The sequence below is a fragment of the Candidatus Accumulibacter necessarius genome, from assembly GCF_036625085.1.
On sequence record NZ_JAZKUM010000007.1, the window covers coordinates 249,915 to 268,609 of the forward strand.

Below are 18,695 nucleotides of genomic sequence, written 5' to 3' on the forward strand. Positions count from 1 at the left end.
GGTCGGTTCACGATGACACTCCTTCAGGTGGACGAAAGCGCGGCCGAGGGGCATCGGCGGTCATCCCGAATGGTAGGTTTTTCGCCGGCTCGCGTCCTGCGGCAAATCGTCGCAAGCGCTGCCTCTTCAGCCGAGCAGCCGCTGCATCACCAGGTAGTAGCGGATGCCCTGCCAGACGGTGGCGATGCCGAGAACGATGACGAACAGCGCGGCGCCCTTGAGCAGCCAGCCACGCGTCCTGACGCCGAGCCTGCCGAAGAGAAAACTCGCCGAGAGCATCGAGGGCAGGGTGCCGGCGCCGAAGGCCAGCATCAGCAGGCCGCCTTCGAGCACCGATGGCGCGGTCGTCGCCTTGACCGCCATGGCCATCGTCATCGAGCAGGGCATCAGGCCGTTGATCGCACCGCCAATGATCGCGCCCGGCAATACGCCGCGCGAAGTCGCCGCGAGAAACTGGCGGCGCAGCCAGGCGATCGGCGCGAAGCCGAGCGAGTTGCGCCAGGGCGAGACGCCGAGAAGGTCGAGGCCCAGCAGGATCACCAGCAGGCCGGCGACGATCTGCAGCAGCCCCTGCAGCTTGCCGAAGGAGCCGGTCTGCAGGAGGACCGTGCCGAGGGCGGCGGCGACCAGGCCGATCAGCGCATAGACGCCGACGCGCGTCAGGTGGTAAGCCAGATACGGGGCGAAGGTTCGGGTGCCGAGTTTCATGAAGAAGCCGGAAACCAGGCCGCCGCACATGCCGAGGCAATGGCCGCTGCCGAGCACGCCGGTCATGAAGGCGAGTCCATACGACAACTCGACGAGCAGCGGGTGGTGGCTGTGATCCACCGTTCAGCCCCGCTGCAGACGCAGCGAATTGGCGACGACCGAGACCGAGGAGAAGGCCATCGCTGCCGAGGCGACCATCGGGTTGAGGCGGCCGGCGGCGGCGATCGGGATGGCGACGACGTTGTAGCCAAGCGCCCAGAACAGGTTCTGGCGAATGATGCGCATCGTTTGCCGCGACAGCTGGATGGTCAGGGCAACGCGCGCAATGTCGCCGCCGGCGAGCGTGATGTCGGCGGCTTCCAGCGCGATGTCTGCGCCGCCGCCGATGGCCAGACCGACGTCGGCGGCAGTCAGCGCCGGTGCGTCGTTGATGCCGTCGCCGATCATGCCGACGCGTTTGCCCTGCTGCTGCAGTTCGCGGATCAGCTCGAGCTTCATTGCCGGCGTCGCACGGGCGATTACCCGCTCGATGCCGACCTGGCGGACGATGTGCTGCGCGACGGCCGCGAGGTCGCCGGTGGCCATCACCGTCTCGATGCCCAGGCGGCGGAGCGAGGCGATCGCTTCGCGCGCACCCTGGCGCGGCTGGTCGGCGATCGCCAGCAGTGCGGCGATGCGGCCGTCCACGGCGACGAAGACCGGTGTCTTGCCCTGTTCGGCAAACGCTGCCGCCTGCGGCTGCTGCGCGCTGCAGGAAACGCCGGCTTCGTCGAGCAGTGCGGCGTTGCCGATCAGCATCGGCAGACCCTGGCAGTGGGCGCGTACGCCGCGTCCCGGGATTGCCTCGAAATCGCTGCAGGCGGCCGGCTCGGCACCGCGGGCAAGGCACCAGGCAGCGATCGCGCGCGCGAGAAAGTGCTCCGAGCCGGCCTCGGCGCCGGCCAGACGGGCAAGCAGGTTCGCTTCATCGACACCCTCGACGGCGATGAAGTCGGTGACGGCAGGCTTGCCTTCGGTGATGGTGCCGGTCTTGTCGAAAACCACGGTCGTGAGGCTCGACGCCGTTTCGAGCGCCTCGCCGTTGCGGATATAGATGCCGCGCCTGGCGGCCTCGCCGGTGCCAACCATGATCGCCGTCGGCGTCGCCAGCCCGAGTGCGCACGGGCAGGCGATCAGGAGCACGGCGATGGCGTGTGCCAGGGCCGTGGCCGGGTGAGCGCGCGCCAGCAACCAGCCGCCGAGGGTCAACGCGGCGATGCCGCCAACCGCCGGCACGAAGCGCGCCGAAATGCGGTCGGCAAGCTTCTGGACCGGCAGCTTGCTGCCCTGCGCGTGGTCGACCAGGCGGACGATTCCGGCGAGCACGGTGTTTGCGCCGACGGCCGTGACGCGCAGCGTGAAAGTGCCGTTGCCGTTGAGGCAGCCGGCGTGCACCGTGTCGCCCGGCTTCTTGCTGACCGGCAACGACTCGCCGCTGAGCATCGCTTCGTCGACTGCCGAACTGCCGCAGACCAGCAGGCCGTCGGCCGGAATGCGGTCACCGGGGCGCAAGCGCAGCAGATCGCCGACGACGACCCGGTCGATCGGCACGACCTGCTCTTCACCATCGCGCAGGACAACGGCAGTTTCCGCCTGCAGTTCGATCAACTTGCGGATCGCCTCGCTGGCCTGGCCCTTGGCTCGCTCTTCGAGAAAACGGCCAAGCAGGACGAAACCGACAATCCCGGCCGCCGCTTCGAAGTAGACGTGATGCTGCGGCCGGAACAGCCCCGGCAGGCTGTACAGGTAGGCTGCCCCCGCGCCGAGCGCGATCAGCGAATCCATGTTGGCGCTTTTCTGCTGCGCCAGCTGCCAGGCCCTGGCGAAGATCTCCCTGCCCGGGCCGAACAGCACCGGCGTGGCCAGCGCGAATTCGAGCCCGCGCAGCGCCGGCGAGCGGTGCATCGCCATGCCCAGGAGCATCACGGGTGCAGTCAGTGCCGCAGCGACGATGACCCGCTTTTTCGCCCGCGCCAGCTGTTCCTTCTCGCGCTCGACGAGCAGGCGGCGTTGCGCCAGCGTGTCGATCGGCTGTGCCCGGTAACCGAGCCTGCCGATCAGCGCGAAAACGTCGTCGCGGCCGAGCGTGCCACGGACCAGCGCGGTCTGCGCGGCAAAGTTCACGTTCGCCACTTGCACCCGCGGATCCCGGCGCAGCGACAGTTCGATCAGCAGCGCGCACGAGGCGCAGCTCATTCCTTCGATGGCCAGCGAGCATTCCTGCAGGGGCGTGTCGTCGGCGACTGCCGCCGCCGGCTTCGCCGGCGGGCAGGCAATCAGGTTGTCGAGCAGGCCATCGACGATCGCCAGCAGGCGCTGCTCGGGTAGGCGGCGCGGATCGTAGTGGATCGCCAGCGAGCCAATATCCGGCACGGCCCGCACCTCGCTGATTTCCGGGCGCTTGCGCAGGAGGATTTCGAGGATGTAGCAGCGCTCGGCATTGCGGACCAGCGGCGGCGCGAGCAGGCGAACGCGCCGGGTCAGCCGGTGCACGACGCGGCAGTTCCGCTGGGCCTCGCCGCTCATTTGCCCGTGCCGGTCTTGCGATAGCGAACCAGCAGGAAGACCAGGTAGAAGATCGTCAGCCAGGCGTAGCGGAACTTCAGCGGCTCGCGCAACCAGCGCTGGGTGATCAGGTCCCAATGGACGCGGATCAGGTAGAAGGCCAGCAGGTCGTTGAGAAAATTGATGATCGCCTGCTCGGTCAGCGCGCTCTCGAGCATCGGCTGCACACGTTCCTGCACGCCGCGCAGCTGCGGGTGGCGCGACATTTCCTGCATCACCCGGCGCAGGGCCCGCCGGGCGCGCGCTTCGATGTTCAGGCTGCCGCCGGCGCGGCGCGTCTTCGCCGGCGACGCTGCAGTGGCCCGATCGTCGCGCGCCGCCATGGTCGCCGTATCGTCGCCCGCCGGGAGTTCGCCGAGCGCTGCGAACAGCCGGCGCGCGACGGCATGCAGATCGCAGACATGCTCGTCGTAGAACACCGACAGCTTGCGCTCGGCGGCATGGATCGTCACGCGATAGACGCCGTCCTGACGGCGCAGCGCGGTCTCGATGGCGTTTGCCGCGGCGAGGGAACACAGTTCGGCCGGCAGGGCGAAGCGGACATGGCCAGGATCGCGGTAGCGAACGACGATCTGTCTGGACAGGGCGTCTGGATCGGGGGCTGCAGTCATCGCCTGGCTCCGGTAACGCTGACCCGCATCAGCCGGCCTGGGTTGCCGGCTCGTCGACGCCGGCCGCAGCCGGGGCCGGCTGTGCCGCTCGCGCTTCGCTTTCCTTGGCCTCTTCGATCAGGTCGGCGAGGCTTTCCTTCTGCTGCAGGGCGAAGTCCTTGCCGATGCCACAGGCTTTCGAAACGGTCAGGGCGATTTCCTTGCGGTAGCGGTGCAGCAGGTAACCGGCGACGACACCGCCGGCGACGCCGACGGCCAGCAGCGTCAGCGGATTGACCAGCAGCGTGCGGCTGACCACTCCACCAGCCGCTGCGGCGGTGGCGCCCGTCGCGGCTCCCTGGGTAACCGGCTTGCTCATCAGGTGCCCGAGCGTTCCCATCGCTCCTTCGTTCATCATCATGTTCATGGATCTTCCTTTCGTTCTCAAACGCTTTCGTTGTCATTCTGCGGCGAATCCGGCGGTACTTCATTGATCTCGTGCAACATCTGATAGATCCCCCGACAACCTTCGCAGCAGAACGGCAGGCGCCGCTCCGCTGTGCGCAGGATCAGGGGCCGGAGGCCGCAGTCGAGGCCACACAGGGCACAGGCCTGGCTGTCGCTCACTGCAGCAGGTCCACTGCCAGGCGCTCGAAGGTGGCTTCGTCGGCTTCGCCAAGCACTTTGCCACGGATCCGGCCGTCGGCGCCGACGAAGTAGGTCGTCGGCAGCGCGACGACGCCGTATTGTCGTGAAATCGCCGCCTTTTCGTCGAGCAGCGCGGGGTAGGTGACCCCAATCCTGCCGATGAACGCGTCCACTTCCTGTCGGCTCTGGCCGGCGTTGACCGCGATGACCGCCAGCCCCCGCTCCCTGTGCCGTTGCCAGACGCGCTCGATGGCCTGCATCTCGTTTTCGCAGTAGCGGCACCAGTCGGCCCAGAAGCGAATGACGACCGGTCTGCCGCGCAGGTCGTCAGGGAATCTGACCGGGGCACCGCCGAGGCTGCTGGCGGTGAACGCGGGCGCGATGTCGCCGCTGTTCAGCCTGTTGGCGTTGCCGTCATCGCAGGCCGTCAAGGCCAGGACGGCGAGGAAGCTCAGCAGGGCGATCGGTTGCCGGAGCATGCTAGCCATCGAGCAGAATCAGGCGCGAGTTGAGGATCATGAGCGAAGCGACGGCGGCGACGACAACGAACATCGCTGCGGCCACGGTCGCCAGTCGCTTGCCGACGGCCGGGATGATGCGCTTCAGGCTCGGAATGCGGGCGAAGGGCTGTATGGCACCGACGCCCAGCCCGGCAGCCGTGGCGACGAAAAGCGGCAGGTACAACCAGTAACCTTGGTAGCCGTATTCGGGCTTGAGGATGCAGAAAGGGCAATGGTGCTGCGGGTGTTCGTAAACGTAGAGCGAGATGAACGAGAGGATGCCGGCGATGGTCACGACGAAGGCCGCGCCGGAGAGCAGCGCGACCAGCCAGGGCGCGCGTTGCCGCAGGCGGTAGAGGAGTCCGGCGCCGGCGGCCAGCAGCAGTGTGAGGTAGAAAGCGATCATCGTCGGCAGCGGTGGCGCAGCGGCGACACTGGCGCTGAGGCTCGGCGCTTCTTCGGAAAACAGGCTGCCGCAGCAGGAGGTGATGACATCGGCCTTGAGCCCGAGAAAGTAGCGCAGCTGCAGCACCGCGCTGGCGATGACGCAGGGCAGCAGGATCAGCAGCAGCAAGTACTTGACGCGCACCAGCGGGTAGTCAGGCGCGAGGGTGTCGACGTGATTGATCACCAGCCAGCTCGAGGCCAGCAAAAAAATGAGGATCTGCGCGATCAGTGCCGGGAAGCCGAATGCATTGACCTTGAGCGCGCCAACCGCGCACATCGCGCCGACGAACATCGAAGACATCCGGTCGGCGTTGAAGACGAACAACAGCAACGCGACGAGCTGGCTGGCGAAGAGGAAGGAGAGCAGGGTCGACAGCAGGTAGGTTCGGCGTTCGAGCACGAGCTGGCGTTCGCTGCCGCTGCGGATGTCCCAGTGGCGGACGAGGTCGATGGCCAGCGGCGCGGCGGCGAGCAGCAGGCCGACGCAGACCAGCGAGGCGAGCAGCAAGGCGATGATCGCCGGCTGGAAGATCATCCATTCCCCCCGGGCGGCGGTGGCACGATGCAACCGTCGCGCAGGTCGATCACCTGATGGACGATCGCCGAATCGACGACCAGCGGGTCATGGCTGGTCAGGATCACCGTCTTGCCGATGCCGTGCAGCCTTTCCAGGATGGCCATGAATTCGAGCGCCAGCGCGCTGTCGAGATTGGCCGTCGGTTCGTCGGCGATGATGATCTGCGGATCGTTGATCAGCGCCCGCGCGATTGCCACCCGCTGCTGTTCGCCGCCCGAGAGGTGTTCGACGGCGGCCGCGCGCCGATGCGACAGGCGCAGATCGCCCAGCAGGCGCTCGGCACGCTCGTGCAGCACACGCCAGTGGCCGCCCAGCGGGTAGGCCGGCAGCATGACGTTTTCCTGGGCCGAGAGGCCCCTGATCAGATTGAATTGCTGGAAGATGAAGCCGAAGGTCTGGCGCCGGATGTCGGTCAGGAAACGCTCGGGGAGTCCCGAGATGTCGCGGTCGCCGAGGCGGACGCGGCCGCTGGTCGGCCGTGACAGGCAGCCGATGATCGACAGCAACGTCGTCTTGCCCGAGCCGCTCGGCCCGCGGAAGGCGGTGACGCGCTGCGCCGGCAGATGCAGGTCGATGCCCTTGAGGGCATGGAACTCGTTCTCCCGGCCGGCGTTGAAGGCCTTGTGGATGTCTTTCAGCTCGATCATCGTTCGCTCAGCCGCGCATGACGGCGTCGGGGTCGGTAATCGCCGCCCGCCAGATCGGCACCAGGGTTGCCGCAGCGTAGGGGAAGACGGTGAAGAAGAACAGCGTGGCGACCTGGAAGCCGTCGATCACCGGGCTCAGTTCGAAGCGCGGGTAGAGCACCGCCCAGCCCTTGAGGACCGGCGCGAAAAGCGACGAAGAGAAGCGGAAGACGTGCAGATAGGCAGCGAGGTAGCCGATCAGGAAAGCGGCCTGCGAGATCAGGGCCCCTTCCCAGAACTTCATCTTCAGGACATCGCCGGTTTCCCAGCCGATCGCCTTGAGAATGCCGATCTCGCGCTTCTCGTCGGCCGACAGGCCGGAGGCCTTCTCCCAGGCGAGGATGGCGAAGGCGAGGATGGCCAGCGAGGCAAGCGCCAGGACGATGCCCTCGCGCCAGTTGAAGACCGACTCGTAGGTACGCAGGATTTCCGCACGCAGGATCGGCCGTGCATCCGGGAACTGCTGCGCCAGCTTGCTGGCGATGTTGCGCACTTCGAGCGGATTGGCGACCGACAGGGCGATGTCGGTGAAATGGCCGGCGGCGATCTCGAAAAAGGCGCGGAAGTCCGCTTCGCTCAGCAGCACCAGGTCGGCGCTCACTAGCTCCGAGTCGCTGGGCAGGATGCCGGCGATCGTGAAGCTGAAGAGCTGTCCCGAATAGGAACGGAAGGAAATGAGGTTGCCGACGGCGAGGCCGCGTGCCCGGGCCATGCCCGCGCCGACGAACAGTGTGCCGGCAGCGATCTCCTGATGGTTTGGCACCATGAAGGTGTAGTTGGCCTTGACCACCGGGTCGTAATAATAGCCCCAGAGGCGGCCTTCCTTCTCCTGCACGCCGCGGATGCGGCCGATACGTTCGAGGTAGCCGGGCGGGATCAGGTCGTGGCGGCCGGCGACCATCCGCTGCAAGACGATTTCCGGTGCGCCGGCGAGAACCTGGGTCGCGGCCTGCCGCAGCGCGTGGGTGAACAGCATCACCGAGGCGAGCAGAAAGACGATCAGCGTATAGACCAGCAACAGACCGAGGTTTTTCGCCTTGCGCCGCGCCAGCGACGAGAGTGTGAAATCAATCAGGTACTTCTGTTTCTCGATCCAGGCGTTCATTGGCGGCAGTCAGGCGGGCGGGCGGCGGGACCAGCGAACCGGTCGGAAAGTGTTCGAGGCCCAGCGGATGATCCTGGAACGCCGAATGCAGGTCGGCCTGCGACAGGTGGCGCGTGTAGCGGGCTTCGGTGAACAGGCAAAGGTCGGTCAGCTGCAGTTGGACGACCAGTTCGCCCATGCGCACGCCGGCAGCGGCGCGTTGCTGGCGCAGCCAGGCGGCATCCGCAAAGCTGGCAGCGACCAGGCTGATGGCGCAGGCGAGGGCAATCAGGGCGCGATGGCTGCGGCGGGCAACGGGCATGGCTTCAGGCAAGAGGCGGCCGCAGACGCCGGCTTGCGCCGATCACCTGCGGCCAGAAAAACCGGCAACCATCGCGTCAATGCCGCCGGCGGCCAGGGGCGAGTGGCGGGCGACGCCTGCCGGCCGGTAGGGCATCAAACCCGATTCGCAGCCCGCATCAGGGCGCCGCGCAGGGCGATCGTCAGGCTGCTGCCAATGCCGACGCGCTGCGCCAGCGCCGGCAGAATGATCAGGGAGGCAAGCGCGAAACCGGCACCGAGCAGCAGTGAGGTCAGTTCGCCATCGTCTTCGCTGCAGTCTGGATGGTTGTCTTGCATGGTGGGCCTCCCCTGGCGCGATCGGTTCTCAGGTCTTCGGATAGAATGGACGAATCTTAGTGTGCTTCCCGGTTTTGTTGAATGCGGCAAATTGCCGCAGCACCTTTCTCTGCGAGTCCCGCCCGATGATCTCTTCGCCTGTTCGTGTCGGCTGGCTGGCGCTGTTGCTCTTCTCTTCCACAGCCAGTTCGCAGCTGGCGGCGGAAGCGGTGGCGCCGTCGCCGGAGCGCCGGAAGGAGCTCATTCACCTGGTTCGTCAGGATTGCGGTTCGTGCCACGGCATGACGTTGCAGGGTGGGCTCGGCCCCTCGTTGAAGCCCGAAGCCTTGCGCGAGAAGCCGGTCGACTCGCTGGTCGCCACGATTTACGGCGGTCGCCCGGGGACGCCGATGCCGCCCTGGCATCGCTTCCTGACCGAGGACGAGGCGCGCTGGGTCGTCGATCAGCTGCTGGCGGGGTTTCCCGAATAAACGGCGGCACGGGAGATACTGGCCGAAAGGTTGCCCGCCCTCCGGCAGCCCGCCATCGCCAGGAGGGAGAGCCGGCCGGCTTGATGCCAACAAGGCGCACGCCAGCCGGTGCGGGCAACGGGTCTAGTAGACCGCCTCCCAGTCGCCGGCCGGATTGCGCGCCACGACCATTCGCGGCGGGAATGCGCTATAGAGTGCCATGCCGGCACACATCCGGGCTTCCTCTCCCTTGATCTTCTGGAATTTTGCCGGGTCGGCTGGACGGAACAGATCGCCGCTGGTGCTGCGCAGCACCACCTCGGCATTGCCGGTCAGCGTCGCGTCCAGTTGACCGGCCGTCGGAGCGTCGATGCGCACCCCGGCAGCGTAAGCCTTGTCAAGGCACTTGCTCTTGCGGACGTCTTCGACCTTGATCTGCGGGCTGGTCTTGAGCGCCGCATAGACTCCCTCGAACGGCGGCCTGAAGCTGTCGGCGCGTGCTTTAACCAGCGCTTCCAGGGCCTGCCTGTCGGCGCTGCTGAGTGCTGTCACCGCCGGCGCGCGATGCCAGGGGTATTCAGTGGCAAACGGCGCGTCGAACTCGCGCGCCATGCTGAGTTTCCCGGCCGCTGCCTTTTCCTCGACGCCTTCGCCGCTCTGATTGGTCGACGTGATCTGCCCGGCACTTCGCTGCTCGGTCGCCTCGTCATTGACGACAGCCCAGCGCAACTGGGCGCGATAGCTGGCTTTGGCATCGCCGGGCTCGAAATCGAAGCGAATGGTGTTCCTGCCCCGGCGCAGCGCCGGTCCGATGGAAGACTACTCCCACTCGATCGTCGCCGGCGGCTTGCCCGAGATGTCGTAGACGACCCGGTTGATGCCGCGCACCTCGTTGATGATCCGGTTCGACACCTTGCCGAGCAGGCTGTGTGGCAGCTCGGCCCACTGGGCGGTCATGAAGTCCTGCGTTTCGACGGCGCGCAGGGCGACGACGTATTCGTAGGTCCGACCATCGCCCATGACGCCGACCGACTTGACCGGCAGGAAGACGGCGAAGGCCTGGCTGGTCTTCTCGTACCAGCCGGCGGCACGCAGCTCGTCGATGAATATGGCGTCGGCGCGGCGCAGCAGGTCGGCGAACTCGGGCTTCACCTCGCCGAGGATCCGCACGCCCAGGCCGGGGCCGGGGAAGGGGTGGCGATAGACCATGTCATGCGGCAGGCCGAGGGCGACGCCGAGTTCGCGCACTTCATCCTTGAACAGTTCGCGCAGCGGTTCGAGCAGCTTGAGGTTGAGCTGTTCGGGCAGGCCGCCGACGTTGTGGTGGCTCTTGATGGTGTGCGCCTTCTTGGTTTTCGCGCCGGCGGACTCGATCACGTCGGGGTAGATCGTTCCCTGCGCCAGCCAGCTGGCGTTGGCCGAGCTTGGCCGGCCTCGGCCTGGAAAACCTCGACGAACTCGCGGCCGATGATCTTGCGCTTCTGCTCGGGATCGACAACTCCCTGCAGGTGGCCCATGAACTGCGCGTGGCGTCGACGTGCACCACCTTGACGCCGAGATTGCGGGCAAAGGTGTGCATCACCTGCTCGGCTTCGTTGAGGCGCAGCAGGCCGTTATCGACGAAGACGCAGGTCAGCTGGTCGCCGATCGCGCGGTGGATCAGCGCCGCCGCCACCGACGAATCGACGCCGCCCGAAAGGCCGAGAATGACCTCCTCGCTGCCCACCTGCGAACGAATCCTGTCGACTGCCTCGGCGACGTAATCGGGCATGTTCCAGTCGTGTCCGCAGCCGCAGATGTCGCGCACGAAGCGGCCGATGATTTCCTTGCCCTTGAGGGTGTGGGTGACCTCGGGATGGAACTGCACGGCGTAGAATCGGCGCTCTCGTCGGCCATTGCGGCGATCGGCGTCGATCGTTGCTGCCGATGACGCTGAAGCCCGGCGGCAGTTCGGTGACCTTGTCGCCATGGCTCATCCAGACGTCGAGCAGCCCATGACCCTGACCATTGCGGCGGTCCTCGATGCCCTTGAACAAGGCCGAGTGGCCGCGGGCGCGCATTTCGGCATAGCCGAATTCGCGCCTGCTCGAGCTTTCGACCTTGCCGCCCAACTGCGCGGCCATCGTCTGCATGCCGTAGCAGATGCCGAGCACGGGCACGCCGAGTTCGAACACCACCTGCGGCGCCTTGAAGTCCTCGACCTCGTAGACCGAATTCGGACCGCCGGAGAGGATGATTCCCTGCGGCTGAAGTCGCGGATGAACTGCTCGGTGACGTCGTAGGGATGCAGCTCGCAGTACACCTGTTGCTCGCGGACGCGGCGAGCAATCAGCTGCGCGACCTGCGAGCCAAAGTCGAGGATCAGGATTTTTGATGGGACATGGTGCGGCCTCAAATGACACGGGCGGCCTGCCGCCGCCCGCTGATCGTCGCGTGCTGCTCAATCGACGTGGTAGTTGGGAGCTTCCTTGGTGATCTGAACGTCATGGACGTGCGATTCGCGGACGCCCGCCGAGGTGATTTCGACGAAGGTGGCCTTGTCGTGCATTTCGGCGATCGTGCGGCAGCCGAGGTAGCCCATCGACGAGCGCAGGCCGCCCATCAGCTGATGAATGACGGCCAGCACCGAGCCCTTGTAGGGAACGCGGCCTTCAATGCCTTCGGGCACCAGCTTGTCGAGGTTGGCGGTATCCTGGAAATAGCGGTCCGCCGCACCCGCGGCCATGGCGCCGATCGAGCCCATGCCGCGGTAGGACTTGTACGAACGTCCCTGAAACAGCTCGACCTCGCCGGGCGCTCCTCGGTGCCGGCAAAAAGGCCGCCGAGCATGACCGCGTTGCCGCCGGCGGCAATCGCCTTCGAGATGTCGCCGGAGTAGCGGATGCCGCCGTCGGCGATCATCGGCACGCCGCTGTCCTTGAGGGCATCGTGGACCATCTGGATGGCGGTGATCTGCGGCACGCCGACGCCGGCGACGATGCGCGTGGTGCAGATCGAGCCCGGGCCGATGCCCACCTTGACGCCGTCGGCGCCGTGGTCGAGCATCGCCAGCGCGGCATCGGCGGTGGCGATGTTGCCGCCGATCACTTCGACCAGCGGGAAGTTCTTCTTGATCCAGCGGACGCGGTCGAGCACGCCCTGCGAATGGCCGTGTGCGGTGTCGACGACCAGCACGTCGACGCCCGCTTCGGCGAGCAGTTCGGCGCGTTCCTCGGTGCCCGGGCCGACGCCGACGGCGGCGCCGACGCGCAGGCGACCGGAAGCGTCCTTGCTGGCGTCCGGGTGTTCGGTGGTCTTGATGATGTCCTTGACGGTGATCAGGCCGCGCAGTTCGAAGGCGTCGTTGACCACCAGCACGCGCTCGAGGCGGTGCTTGTGGATCAGCGCCTTGCCTTCCTCGACGGTTGCTCCCTCATGCACCGTCACCAGGCGATCGCGCGGGGTCATGATGTTGCTCACCGGCTGGTCGAGCTGGTTTCGAAGCGCAGGTCGCGGTTGGTGACGATGCCGACGACGAGTCGGCCATCGAGCACCGGTACGCCGGAGATCTTGTGCAGGCGGGTCAGCGCCAGCACGTCGCGCACCGACATGTCGGCGGAACGGTGATCGGATCCTTCAGAATGCCGGATTCGAAACGCTTGACCTTGGCGACTTCGGCCGCCTGCGCCTTCGGGCTGAGGTTCTTGTGCACGATGCCGATGCCGCCTTCCTGCGCCAGGGCGATCGCCAGGCGGCTCTCGGTGACGGTGTCCATGGCCGCCGAAACCAGCGGCAGATTGAGGCTGATGTTGCGCGTCAGGCGCGTCTTGAGCGTGACATCGCGCGGCATGATCGTCGAAGAATGGGCGGGAACGAGGAGGACGTCGTCGAACGTCAGCGCCCTTTGGATTAAACGCATGGCCTTTGATCCGAGGTCACAAAAACGTATTATACAGCGTGCTCCCTTACCGCTGAATGACCATGAAACGCTTTGCTCTTGCTGCTGTCACGCCTGCGCTTGCGCATTGCTGCGCAAGGCCAGATCTATCAATGGCAGGATGAAAACAACCGACGGTGATCTCCGACCGACCGCCGACCGGCAAGGTCACCGGCAGCAACGCAAGATCGAGGCACCGGCGCCGGCGAGCGAGCCGGCCGCCGGCAAGACGCTGGCCGACCGCGAGATGGAGTTTCGCAAGCGTCAGAAGGAGTCGCAGGAAGCGCCGAGAAGGCCGACAAGGAACAGCGCGCGGCGCGCAAAACAGGAAAACTGCGAGAGCGCACGCGCTCGCTGCAGGTCCTGGAGTCCGGCGAACGCGTGGCGATGCGCGACAGCAAGGGCGAGCGCTACTACCTCGATGACGCGCAGCGCAGCGCAGGAGATCGCCAAAGCTCGTGCAGGCCAGTTGTGCAGGCGTGGAGGGTGAATTGCCACTGTAAGCGCCGGCAAGGCGAGCTGCACGAATCCGGCCTCGCTCGTCGCCGGCGCCTTTTTTCATGACCTTGCCGGCGGCGGCACGTTGCTTGCGCACTTCCTTCGGATCGGCAATCAGCGGCCGGTAGATCTCGACGCGGTCCTGATCGCGCAGGACTGCGTCGGGCTTGGTGAGCTTGCCGAAAATGCCGATCTTGTTTTTTGCGAGGTCGATTTCCGGGTGCTTCTGCAGCAGTCCGGAGGCCTCGATCGCCTGCGCACCGTGCTGCCCGCGGCAAGCTGCAGGGTGACCAGCTGCTGCTTCGTCCGGCAAGGCGTAGATCACCTCGATGGCAGCATCTCAGGCATTCGGCACTCCATGCACCTCGTTCGCACGTTTCACGAAGGCGTCGACGAAAGTGTTGGCGATCTGGCTGAAGACCGGCCGATGACCTTTTCGAACATCTTGCTGGAGAACTCGTAGGAGAGCTGGAACTCGATCTTGCAGGCGCCTGCGGCTCAGCGGCTTGAAACGCCACAGGCCGTCAAGGCGGCGAAACGGGCCATCCACCAGCGTGATTTTCATCCACTGACGGCGACTCCTTGTCGTTCTCGGTCGTGAAGTGCGACTTGACGTTGCGGTAGTTGATGTGCAGGGTGGCGACCGTCTTCTGCTCGTCGCGGAACTCGCAGCGCGTCTGGCTGCACCACGGCAGGAACTGCGGATAGTCCTCGACACGGTCGACCAGGTCGAACATCTGCTGCGATGAACGCTCGATCAGCACCGATTTCTTGACCATGGCCATCCTCTGCCACACCTCGTGAATCCTGTAGAATCGCGGATTCTAGCACTCCCGAACCCTGATTACCCGAGAAAAGGCACCATGAGCATCGTCGCCAACAAGAAGGCCTTTCATGACTACTTCATAGAAGAGAAGCTGGAGGCGGGTATCGTGCTGGAGGGCTGGGAGGTCAAGGCGATCCGCGCCGGCCGGGCGAGCATCAAGGAAGCCTATGTCGTCGTCCGTAACGGCGAAGTCTTCCTTTTCGGGATGCACATCACGCCGCTGCTGGCGGCGTCGTCGCATGTCAAACCGGACCCGGTGCGCACCCGCAAGCTGCTGTTGCACGCCAGGCAGATCAGCAAACTGATCGGCCAGGTCGAACGCGCCGGCTACACGCTGCTGCCGCTCGACCTGCATTTCCAGCGCGGTCGCATCAAGGTCGAGATCGGCCTGGCCAAGGGCAAGAAGCAGTACGACAAGCGGGAAGCCGAGAAGGAGCGCGACTGGGTGCGCGAGAAGGCGCGGCTGATGCGCGTCAAGGTCTAGGCGGCTCGGCGGGCCGCCGGGCGTCCGCAGCCGCTTGGCCTCCCGGGGCTGGCGCGATTCGTCTCAACTGAGGTGGCGCAGCGACCGCTGCTGTCTTTGCCCGGCGCGCGGCGTCGACTGAGCCGCTGACGGACATAATCGATGTGGGTTTGCGCAGCAAGCGGGCGGCGTCCGGTCGCGGGCGACAATCGCGTCGCGGATCGCCTGGTGTTGCGCCATCAGTTGCCGACCGGTTTCCGGGACTGACCGCCATCTCGCGCAGGCTGCGCCGCACATGCTCGTGCAGCAGGCGCAGGACGCTGGCCAGCAGATGACCGAACAAGGCGTTGTGCGCCGATTCGGCAACCGTCAGATGAAAAGCGACATCGGCAGCGACCTGCGCACTGCGGTCTTCGCCGTGTAGGCGGCGTCAAGGCGCACGTAGGCCTGTTCGAGACGTTCCAGGTCGGCGTCGGTTGCCCGTTGGGCGGCCAGTTCGGCGGCCGACCCTTCGAGCAGATGGCGGAATTCGAGCACGTCGTCCTGCAGGAACGGGTGTTGCTCGAAGCAGTTGTTGCCAGGGATCAATGAAGCTCGCCTCGAGCCGGTCGGTGACGTAGGTGCCGCCGCCATGCCGGCTGACCAGCAGGTCCCGGGAGACGAGCTTCTTGATCGCTTCGCGCAGTGAAGGGCGGGAGACGCCGAGTTCGATCGCCAGTTCGCGTTCGGCAGGCAGGCGGTCGCCGGGTTTCAGGGAGCCCTCGAGAATGCGCGTCTCGAGCTGATGAGCGACGGCGTCGGGGATGCGCGGCAGCTTGAGCTTGCTGTAGGTCATGCGATCTGTTGATGTCCTTGGATCCGGTGCGCCTGATTATTGCAGGAATTCAGTGGTCTTACCAGTCGTTTCGTCAGGAGTGCGACTTTTGGCGGCTTGCGTTGCTGCCCCGCAGGCGTGCCAGTTTAACCTACGGCGCTAGGGTGCCTACGAATCCAGCGACCAATCGGGGCCCTGCGGCAGGCGATTGACAAAAGGAGGGGCTGCAATTAGTGTATTGGGGAATTGGTCTTACCACTTGTCAGCCAACTTTTCAAAGCACAGGAGACAGCCATGGATGCAACAGGCAGCCGCCAATACCCGGAAAAGCCGGCCAGGGTCTACCTCTTCGGGACCTGTCTGATCGATATGTTCTGCCCGGAGGCCGGGCATGGACGCTGTTCGCCTGCTCGAGCGCGAGGGAATCGAGGTCCTTTTTCCGGCCGACCAGACCTGCTGCGGGCAACCGGCGCACAGCAGTGGCTTTCCCGAGCAGGCACGCGCCGTGGCTCTGGCCCAGTTGCAGCTCTTTCCGGAAGCCGTGGCCGGTGATTGTTCCTTCCGGTTCCTGCGCCGGCATGATGCGCCACCATTATCCCGAGATGTTTGCCGACGATCCGCGACTGCTGGGCGAGGCGAACGCGCTTGCCGAACGGGTGTTCGAACTCAGCGAGTTCCTGCTCATGTTGCCAAGGTCAGTCTGGCCGACCAGGGTGCGCCGGCACGTGTCGCCTGCATACCTCGTGTGCGGCGCGGCGCGAGATGGGCACGCACGAGCACGGCCGCGCGCTGCTGGCGCCAGTTGCCGGCGGTCGAGGTCGTGATGCACGAACACGAATCGGAATGCTGCGGCTTCGGTGGCACTTTCTCGCTCAAGCACCCGGCGATTTCGTCGGCGATGGCTGGCGACAAGGTCGATGCGCTCAAGGAGACCGGTGCCGAGACCTTTCTGTCGGCTGACTGCGGCTGCATGCTCAGCCTCAACCACACGCTGCAGAAGCGGCGGGGATGGTTGGCAGGGACAGCATCTGGCGACTTTCCTGTGGCAGCGGACGAGTGGCGAAGGAGGGCAGCAATGAGCGCGCGTGACAACATCCTGCAGCGCCTGCGCGCGGCGCCACAGGGCAGGCCACCGCTGGCACCCGACGTGCCTGCTTTCCATCGCGCGTCAGCGCGGCACGCCAGTCAGCACGCGCGCGGCGAGAATCGAGCTGTTCTGCGAGAAGATGGCCTTCTGGCACGGCGAGGTCGTCCGCGTCACGCACGACAACTGGCCGCAGAAGCTGCGCGAGATCTGCGCCGCGAAGGGCGTGCGCTCGCTGCTGCACGGCGAGCGAGTGCGCACGCGGCGCTGAAGGCGGCCGGCATCGCCGGGCTGAAGCCTTACGACCGACCGGTCGAGGAGTGGAAGAAGGAACTCTTCGAAGACACCGATGCCAGCCTGACCTCGACGCGCGGCGGCATCGCCGAAACCGGCACGCTGATCATCTGGCCGGACGCCAACGAGCCGCGCCTGATGTCGCTGGTGCCGCCGATCCATTTCGCGCTGCTCGATGCCGACCAGCTCCACGACACGCTGTTCGCGGCGATGTCGGGCAGGGCTGGAGCGCCAGCATGCCGACCAACGCGCTGCTCGTCTCCGGTCCGTCGAAGACCGCCGACATCCAGGTCACGCTCGCCTACGGCGCGCACGGCCCGAAGGAGCTGGAGTCGTGCTGCTGCTGGTCGATGAGGAGGAAATGCAATGAACGCACAGCCACTCAACTTCGTTCCGGCCAGCGAATTCAAGCAGCGCGCTGCCGTCGCGTTGCCGATGCGCATCTGCGCAAGAGCTTTCGCGGCGCGATGGATTTCCTGATCGGCAAGCGCGCGGCGCAGTTCCCGGACCTGAAGCTGCTCGAGCGTCAGCGTTCGCTCGCCGAACACATCCGCAAGTACAGCCTGGCGCGGCTGCCGGAGCTGCTCGAACAGCTCGAGCGCAAGCTGACCGAGAATGGCGTGCAGGTGCACTGGGCCGAGAACCCGAAGAGGCGAACGCGGATCATCATCGACATTGCGCGCGCCATTCGACGAGGCTGATGGTCAAGGGCAAGTCGATGGTCAGCGAGGAGATCGAGCTCAACCATGCGATGGCCGACGCCGGCATGGACGCGCTGGAGAGCGACATGGGCGAATACATCGTCCAGCTCGACGGCGAGAAGCCCTCGCACATCATCATGCCGGCGATCCACAAGACCAAGCAGCAGATCGCCCGCCTGTTCGCCGAGAAGGTGCCGGGCGCCGGCTACACCGAATCGGTCGATGAACTGATCGGCATCGGCCGCGCCGTCCTGCGCGAGAAGTTCATGACGCCGAGGTCGGGCTCTCGGGGGTCAACTTCGCCGTCGCCGAGACCGGCACTCTGTGCCTGGTCGAGAACGAAGGCAACGGCCGCATGTGCACCACCGTGCCCGACGTGCACATCGCGATCACCGGCATCGAAAAGGTCGTCGAGAAACTCGAACACGTGCCGCCACTGTTCGGGCTGCTGACGCGCTCGGCGACCGGGCAGGCGATCACCACCTACTTCAACCTGATCAGCGGGCCGCGCAAGCCGGGCGAGAAGGATGGCCCCGCGCGAAATGCACCTGGTGCTGGTCGACAACGGGCGCACCCAGGCCTATAGCGACGAGCAGCTGCGCTCGACCCTGCAGTGCATCCGCTGCGGCGCTTGCATGAACCATTGCCCGGTCTATACGCGCATCGGCGGCCACGCCTACGGCACCACCTACCCGGGGCCGATCGGCGAAATCATCTCGCCGCACATGCTCGGTCTGGCGGCGACGCACGTCCTGCCGACCGCGTCCAGCCTCTGCGGCGCCTGCGGCGAGGTCTGCCCGGTGCGCATCCCGATTCCCGAGCTGCTGGTCCGCCTGCGCGGCGAAGCGCAGCACGACGCACGCCCCGGACATGCGCCGATGCTCGGCCAGGGCGCGGCAAAGAGCCGCCTGGTCGACGCCATCTGGTCGGGCTGGGCGGCGCTGTACACCCGCCCGGCGCTCTACCGCGCCTTTGGCTGGCTGGCGACGCGCTTCCGTGCGCTGACGCCGCCGATGCAGTCGGCTGGACGGTCAGCCGCACGCCATTGAAGCCGGCAAAGCGGACGCTGCACGAAGAGATGGCGGCGAGGAGAAGAGGGTGAGCAGTGCTGCCAAGCGACATGACGGCAGCTTTCGGAGACTGATGGCGATGGAGCAGAGGGTCGCC

The 18,695-nt window shown here is 66.0% G+C and carries 17 protein-coding genes and 8 pseudogenes; 6 read left to right on the top strand and 19 right to left on the bottom strand.

The window, feature by feature from the left end; genetic code table 11:
* Positions 1 to 126: 126 nt before the first annotated feature.
* The 10 genes from V5B44_RS19465 to V5B44_RS19510 all read right to left on the bottom strand — a co-directional run bounded on the left by V5B44_RS19465 (position 127) and on the right by V5B44_RS19510 (position 8,483).
* Positions 127 to 828 carry a sulfite exporter TauE/SafE family protein gene (locus V5B44_RS19465; RefSeq protein WP_332359631.1) on the bottom strand — a complete coding sequence of 234 codons (702 nt, stop codon included), beginning with the start codon at positions 826 to 828 and terminating at the stop codon, positions 127 to 129.
* A gap of 3 nt (positions 829 to 831) precedes the next feature.
* On the bottom strand, positions 832 to 3,273 hold the full coding sequence (locus tag V5B44_RS19470) for a heavy metal translocating P-type ATPase (RefSeq protein WP_332359632.1): 2,442 nt from the start codon (positions 3,271 to 3,273) through the stop codon (positions 832 to 834).
* Positions 3,270 to 3,923, bottom strand: coding sequence for a heavy metal-associated domain-containing protein (locus V5B44_RS19475; protein WP_332359633.1), 654 nt, complete (start codon positions 3,921 to 3,923; stop codon positions 3,270 to 3,272). Before V5B44_RS19475 ends, V5B44_RS19470 begins: the two co-directional genes overlap by 4 nt.
* Positions 3,924 to 3,951: 28 nt before the next feature.
* Entirely contained in the window at positions 3,952 to 4,329 is a 378-nt protein-coding gene (locus V5B44_RS19480; RefSeq protein WP_332360738.1) for a hypothetical protein, read from the bottom strand.
* Positions 4,330 to 4,525: 196 nt separating this feature from the next.
* A complete protein-coding gene (locus tag V5B44_RS19485) occupies positions 4,526 to 5,038 on the bottom strand; it encodes a TlpA disulfide reductase family protein (RefSeq protein ID WP_332360739.1) in 513 nt (170 codons plus the stop codon).
* Positions 5,031 to 6,032 carry a hypothetical protein gene (locus tag V5B44_RS19490; protein WP_332360740.1) on the bottom strand — a complete coding sequence of 334 codons (1,002 nt, stop codon included), beginning with the start codon at positions 6,030 to 6,032 and terminating at the stop codon, positions 5,031 to 5,033. Before V5B44_RS19490 ends, V5B44_RS19485 begins: the two co-directional genes overlap by 8 nt.
* The gene (locus tag V5B44_RS19495) at positions 6,029 to 6,721 is read right to left on the bottom strand and encodes an ABC transporter ATP-binding protein (protein WP_332344867.1); all 693 of its coding nucleotides are present in this window, start codon (positions 6,719 to 6,721) and stop codon (positions 6,029 to 6,031) included. The genes V5B44_RS19490 and V5B44_RS19495 overlap by 4 nt, the downstream gene beginning before the upstream one ends.
* 7 nt (positions 6,722 to 6,728) lie before the next feature.
* Positions 6,729 to 7,865 (bottom strand): ABC transporter permease, encoded by a 1,137-nt coding sequence (locus V5B44_RS19500; RefSeq protein WP_332344866.1) that lies wholly within the window; start codon positions 7,863 to 7,865, stop codon positions 6,729 to 6,731.
* Positions 7,828 to 8,166, bottom strand: a complete 339-nt coding sequence (locus V5B44_RS19505; protein WP_332360741.1) for a hypothetical protein — start codon at positions 8,164 to 8,166, stop codon at positions 7,828 to 7,830. Before V5B44_RS19505 ends, V5B44_RS19500 begins: the two co-directional genes overlap by 38 nt.
* A 134-nt stretch (positions 8,167 to 8,300) precedes the next feature.
* A complete protein-coding gene (locus tag V5B44_RS19510) occupies positions 8,301 to 8,483 on the bottom strand; it encodes a hypothetical protein (RefSeq protein WP_332359639.1) in 183 nt (60 codons plus the stop codon).
* Positions 8,484 to 8,608: 125 nt separating this feature from the next.
* Here V5B44_RS19510 and V5B44_RS19515 point away from each other — a divergent pair, with 125 nt between their 5' ends.
* Positions 8,609 to 8,953, top strand: coding sequence for a c-type cytochrome (locus V5B44_RS19515; RefSeq protein ID WP_332360742.1), 345 nt, complete (start codon positions 8,609 to 8,611; stop codon positions 8,951 to 8,953).
* 123 nt (positions 8,954 to 9,076) lie between these two features.
* Here V5B44_RS19515 and V5B44_RS19520 read toward each other — a convergent pair whose 3' ends face one another.
* The 7 genes and pseudogenes from V5B44_RS19520 to V5B44_RS26810 form a co-directional block, all read right to left on the bottom strand.
* Positions 9,077 to 9,661: a hypothetical protein gene (locus V5B44_RS19520; RefSeq protein WP_332360743.1), complete on the bottom strand. Its 585-nt coding sequence runs from the start codon at positions 9,659 to 9,661 to the stop codon at positions 9,077 to 9,079.
* A 90-nt stretch (positions 9,662 to 9,751) separates the two neighbouring features.
* A pseudogene (guaA, locus tag V5B44_RS19525) lies at positions 9,752 to 11,327 on the bottom strand (glutamine-hydrolyzing GMP synthase).
* Positions 11,328 to 11,372: 45 nt separating this feature from the next.
* Positions 11,373 to 12,379: pseudogene (gene guaB / locus V5B44_RS19530) on the bottom strand (IMP dehydrogenase).
* 8 nt (positions 12,380 to 12,387) lie between these two features.
* Complete coding sequence (locus tag V5B44_RS26795; RefSeq protein WP_434735487.1) at positions 12,388 to 12,516, bottom strand: CBS domain-containing protein; 129 nt, start codon at positions 12,514 to 12,516, stop codon at positions 12,388 to 12,390.
* The gene (locus V5B44_RS26800) at positions 12,495 to 12,830 is read right to left on the bottom strand and encodes an IMP dehydrogenase (protein ID WP_434735488.1); all 336 of its coding nucleotides are present in this window, start codon (positions 12,828 to 12,830) and stop codon (positions 12,495 to 12,497) included. Before V5B44_RS26800 ends, V5B44_RS26795 begins: the two co-directional genes overlap by 22 nt.
* Before the next feature lie 46 nt (positions 12,831 to 12,876).
* Entirely contained in the window at positions 12,877 to 13,671 is a 795-nt protein-coding gene (locus V5B44_RS26805) for an RnfH family protein (protein ID WP_434735489.1), read from the bottom strand.
* Between the two features lie 15 nt (positions 13,672 to 13,686).
* A pseudogene (locus V5B44_RS26810) lies at positions 13,687 to 14,131 on the bottom strand (type II toxin-antitoxin system RatA family toxin).
* 78 nt (positions 14,132 to 14,209) lie between these two features.
* Here V5B44_RS26810 and smpB point away from each other — a divergent pair.
* Positions 14,210 to 14,656 (top strand): SsrA-binding protein SmpB, encoded by a 447-nt coding sequence (gene smpB / locus V5B44_RS19550; RefSeq protein WP_332360746.1) that lies wholly within the window; start codon positions 14,210 to 14,212, stop codon positions 14,654 to 14,656.
* Here smpB and V5B44_RS26815 read toward each other — a convergent pair.
* Both V5B44_RS26815 and V5B44_RS26820 read right to left on the bottom strand, forming a co-directional pair.
* Positions 14,646 to 15,172: pseudogene (locus V5B44_RS26815) on the bottom strand (FCD domain-containing protein). The gene smpB and the pseudogene V5B44_RS26815 overlap by 11 nt on opposite strands.
* Complete coding sequence (locus tag V5B44_RS26820) at positions 15,066 to 15,470, bottom strand: GntR family transcriptional regulator (protein ID WP_434735490.1); 405 nt, start codon at positions 15,468 to 15,470, stop codon at positions 15,066 to 15,068. The pseudogene V5B44_RS26815 and the gene V5B44_RS26820 overlap by 107 nt, the downstream one beginning before the upstream one ends.
* 273 nt (positions 15,471 to 15,743) lie before the next feature.
* Here V5B44_RS26820 and V5B44_RS19560 point away from each other — a divergent pair.
* The 4 pseudogenes from V5B44_RS19560 to V5B44_RS19570 all read left to right on the top strand — a co-directional run bounded on the left by V5B44_RS19560 (position 15,744) and on the right by V5B44_RS19570 (position 18,630).
* A pseudogene (locus tag V5B44_RS19560) lies at positions 15,744 to 16,528 on the top strand ((Fe-S)-binding protein).
* A 299-nt stretch (positions 16,529 to 16,827) separates the two neighbouring features.
* Positions 16,828 to 17,031: pseudogene (locus V5B44_RS26825) on the top strand (LUD domain-containing protein); the annotation flags it as partial.
* 32 nt (positions 17,032 to 17,063) lie between these two features.
* Positions 17,064 to 17,108: pseudogene (locus V5B44_RS26830) on the top strand (hypothetical protein); the annotation flags it as partial.
* Between the two features lie 85 nt (positions 17,109 to 17,193).
* Positions 17,194 to 18,630: pseudogene (locus tag V5B44_RS19570) on the top strand (LutB/LldF family L-lactate oxidation iron-sulfur protein).
* Positions 18,631 to 18,695: the final 65 nt, after the last annotated feature.

What these genes read in the sequence shown, in the direction of transcription:
- V5B44_RS19470 (WP_332359632.1), bottom strand. Translation starts at nt 3,273, where the DNA reads ATGAGCGGCGAGGCCCAGCGGAACTGCCGCGTCGTGCACCGGCTGACC.
- V5B44_RS19475 (WP_332359633.1), bottom strand. Translation starts at nt 3,923, where the DNA reads ATGACTGCAGCCCCCGATCCAGACGCCCTGTCCAGACAGATCGTCGTT.
- V5B44_RS19480 (WP_332360738.1), bottom strand. Translation starts at nt 4,329, where the DNA reads ATGAACATGATGATGAACGAAGGAGCGATGGGAACGCTCGGGCACCTG.
- V5B44_RS19485 (WP_332360739.1), bottom strand. Translation starts at nt 5,038, where the DNA reads ATGGCTAGCATGCTCCGGCAACCGATCGCCCTGCTGAGCTTCCTCGCC.
- V5B44_RS19490 (WP_332360740.1), bottom strand. Translation starts at nt 6,032, where the DNA reads ATGATCTTCCAGCCGGCGATCATCGCCTTGCTGCTCGCCTCGCTGGTC.
- V5B44_RS19495 (WP_332344867.1), bottom strand. Translation starts at nt 6,721, where the DNA reads ATGATCGAGCTGAAAGACATCCACAAGGCCTTCAACGCCGGCCGGGAG.
- V5B44_RS19500 (WP_332344866.1), bottom strand. Translation starts at nt 7,865, where the DNA reads ATGAACGCCTGGATCGAGAAACAGAAGTACCTGATTGATTTCACACTC.
- V5B44_RS19505 (WP_332360741.1), bottom strand. Translation starts at nt 8,166, where the DNA reads ATGCCCGTTGCCCGCCGCAGCCATCGCGCCCTGATTGCCCTCGCCTGC.
- V5B44_RS19510 (WP_332359639.1), bottom strand. Translation starts at nt 8,483, where the DNA reads ATGCAAGACAACCATCCAGACTGCAGCGAAGACGATGGCGAACTGACC.
- V5B44_RS19515 (WP_332360742.1), top strand. Translation starts at nt 8,609, where the DNA reads ATGATCTCTTCGCCTGTTCGTGTCGGCTGGCTGGCGCTGTTGCTCTTC.
- V5B44_RS26800 (WP_434735488.1), bottom strand. Translation starts at nt 12,830, where the DNA reads ATGCGTTTAATCCAAAGGGCGCTGACGTTCGACGACGTCCTCCTCGTT.
- smpB (WP_332360746.1), top strand. Translation starts at nt 14,210, where the DNA reads ATGAGCATCGTCGCCAACAAGAAGGCCTTTCATGACTACTTCATAGAA.
- V5B44_RS26820 (WP_434735490.1), bottom strand. Translation starts at nt 15,470, where the DNA reads ATGACCTACAGCAAGCTCAAGCTGCCGCGCATCCCCGACGCCGTCGCT.